3 protein-coding genes are annotated in these 2386 nt (G+C 33.1%); 2 read left to right on the top strand and 1 reads right to left on the bottom strand.

What is annotated here, in order from left to right; all coding sequences use genetic code 11:
• Window positions 1-125 precede the first annotated feature (125 nt).
• Complete coding sequence (locus AC1DRF_RS23490) at window positions 126-509, bottom strand: winged helix-turn-helix transcriptional regulator (RefSeq protein WP_427076768.1); 384 nt, start codon at window positions 507-509, stop codon at window positions 126-128.
• A 102-nt stretch (window positions 510-611) separates the two neighbouring features.
• Here AC1DRF_RS23490 and AC1DRF_RS23485 point away from each other — a divergent pair, with 102 nt between their 5' ends.
• Together AC1DRF_RS23485 and AC1DRF_RS23480 are read left to right on the top strand one after the other, a co-directional pair.
• On the top strand, window positions 612-1271 hold the full coding sequence (locus AC1DRF_RS23485; RefSeq protein WP_427076769.1) for an MBL fold metallo-hydrolase: 660 nt from the start codon (window positions 612-614) through the stop codon (window positions 1269-1271).
• Between the two features lie 11 nt (window positions 1272-1282).
• Window positions 1283-2089, top strand: a complete 807-nt coding sequence (locus AC1DRF_RS23480; RefSeq protein WP_427076770.1) for a carbon-nitrogen family hydrolase — start codon at window positions 1283-1285, stop codon at window positions 2087-2089.
• Window positions 2090-2386: the final 297 nt, after the last annotated feature.

Here is a 2386-nt window from a genome sequence, read left to right as displayed (position 1 = left end):
TTCTCATTGAATAAGTTTGCATTTTCAAGTTAATATAGTTTCGCGGATACTACTTAATTAAGTACTTACATTATAAAAAAACAAGGCGTCATTAAAAAGAAGTAAAATATATTTAAGGAGTTTATTTAAAACGTTACAATTTTTTTTAATTCCTCTTCCTGCTGACTTATATAAACATTGCCCCACTTTTCTAAAGATTTTAGTATTGGAACAAAACTTTCTCCAAGATCTGTTAAATAATATAAAACCCTTTTAGGGTTATCGTTTGTTTCTTCTCTTTCAATCAATCCGTTTTTTTCCATATCCCTAAGCTGCAGTGTAAGGATACGCTGGGTAATACCCGGTATTTCACGGCGCATTGCATTATAATACATGGGTGATTTTGATAACAAAGATAAAATAATACCTTTCCATTTACCACCCATCATATGCATCGTTAACTCAATTGGACAAGCATGCTTTACAGTTAACGTACAAGGACCGTATTGATCACTTTTAAAGTCTGACATTTTTTCACCTCAATGGCTAGTAACAAAATTGTGCCTTCTTGTTACGTCTATTTTTTCTTACTAAACTTATATTATCAAATAAAACAAAAGAAGGTGCATCAATTGGAATTTGTCCAAATTTCTAGACATATTTACAAACTTACTTACAAAACTGTTGTAGGAATTCCTGTCAAAATTAATACATGGTACGTGCTAGATGGTGAGAGTGTTCATATCATTGATACAGGAATGAAAGACTATGCACATACTCAGTTAAATATAGCAAAATCYTTAGGTATCCCCAAAAGTATTTTACTCACACATGGCCATTTAGATCACATTAATGGCGCCAAGTATTTAAGAGATAATTTAAATATTCCTATTTACGCCCACGAAGTTGAAGCGCCTTTTATCAATGGCGAAAAACCATATCCAAATAAGGCAGAAAAGGAAACAACAGGGGTGGAACATCAAGTTGAAAGTCTAAGTAACAACATCATTAAAAAGTTACCTTTAGATGTGTATTTAACACCCGGTCATACACCAGGACATGTGATATACCACCATAAAGATGACAATGTGCTGCTAACTGGAGACTTATTCTTTTCTAATGCTGAATCCTTACAGCCGCCGATTCGAAAGTTTACAGTTGATATGGGTGAAAATATTAATAGCGGACGAATTATAGATGAAATTAAACCTTCTATTATTTCTTCATCACATGGCGAAGATGTCAAATACAACTGTGATTTATATCCTATTTATAAATTTATATATGAATAAGAGGGAGAAAAATGAAAATACAATTATTTCAAACAGAGATTATAGAAGGTGAAGTTAAGCAAAACGAAAACCGCATTGAGTCCTTATTTGAAGAAAAGCTGTATATAGATACTGAGATTGTTGTGATACCTGAAATGTGGAATACAGGTTATGATTTAAAAAATGTAGCAGAAAAAGCAGATATTGATTTAAAGAGAGCTTTTCCCTTTATTCAACGTTTAGCAATCAACCATCAAGTGAATATCATTGCAGGTTCAGTTTCAAATAAAAGAAATGAAAATATTTATAATACAGCCTTTGCTGTATCAAAAACGGGTAAGCTCCTCTATCAAAAAGATAAGATACATCTCGTGCCGATGTTGGATGAACATCATTATTTAACAGGGGGAGATCAAGTCCCAGATGTCTTTGAGATTAACAATATCAAAGACAGTCAAATTATATGCTATGATTTACGTTTTCCAGAAATCACACGCTACCCAACGTCTCAAGGTGCAAAAGTCATATTCTACGTTGCACAATGGACTACCAGAAATATAGACCATTGGAGAACACTATTGAGGGCAAGAGCTATAGAAAATTGTGTTTATGTCATTGCATGTAACAGCGTGGGAAAAGTGAGTAATGAAAATCATGTCGGCAACACATACGCAGGGCATTCAATGGTCATTGATCCCAATGGAAACATCGTAGAAGAGGGGGGAGATCAAGAAGAGATTATAACAGCGGAAATTGATATACAGAAAGTTACAGAACAACAAACATACATTCCAATATTTGAAAGCCTGAGACCGGATGTTTATAAGCATGCAGAATAGAAATTTGTATATCATCTTAAATTTGGATGTTATCAGAATATCTTATGAAGGTTTACTAAAAAAAAGAGGCARTTTCACCTGAAAATACTATATTTTTTAAAATTAACATATGTATAAAAGGTGCACTTCTTATACATTAGTTTCTCATCCACCTACTGAGAAAACGTTGATCAGTCAACAATGTATAAAAAGCTGCATACTCCGGAAAAAGGATCCTTGGAAGAACTATCCTTCGTCAAGGGTCCTTTTTTATAATGTTTTCTGGAAGAGTGATTGTGTTAACAAATTATGTATGAA

The organism is Priestia sp. P5_B4, from assembly GCF_056400385.1.
The sequence above is the reverse complement of the archived record's forward strand: the minus strand, read 5'-3'. Positions and strand labels throughout refer to the sequence as shown.

Bases quoted from the DNA above. Each gene is read 5' to 3' on its own strand.
- AC1DRF_RS23490 (WP_427076768.1), bottom strand. From the start codon at position 509: ATGTCAGACTTTAAAAGTGATCAATACGGTCCTTGTACGTTAACTGTA.
- AC1DRF_RS23480 (WP_427076770.1), top strand. From the start codon at position 1,283: ATGAAAATACAATTATTTCAAACAGAGATTATAGAAGGTGAAGTTAAG.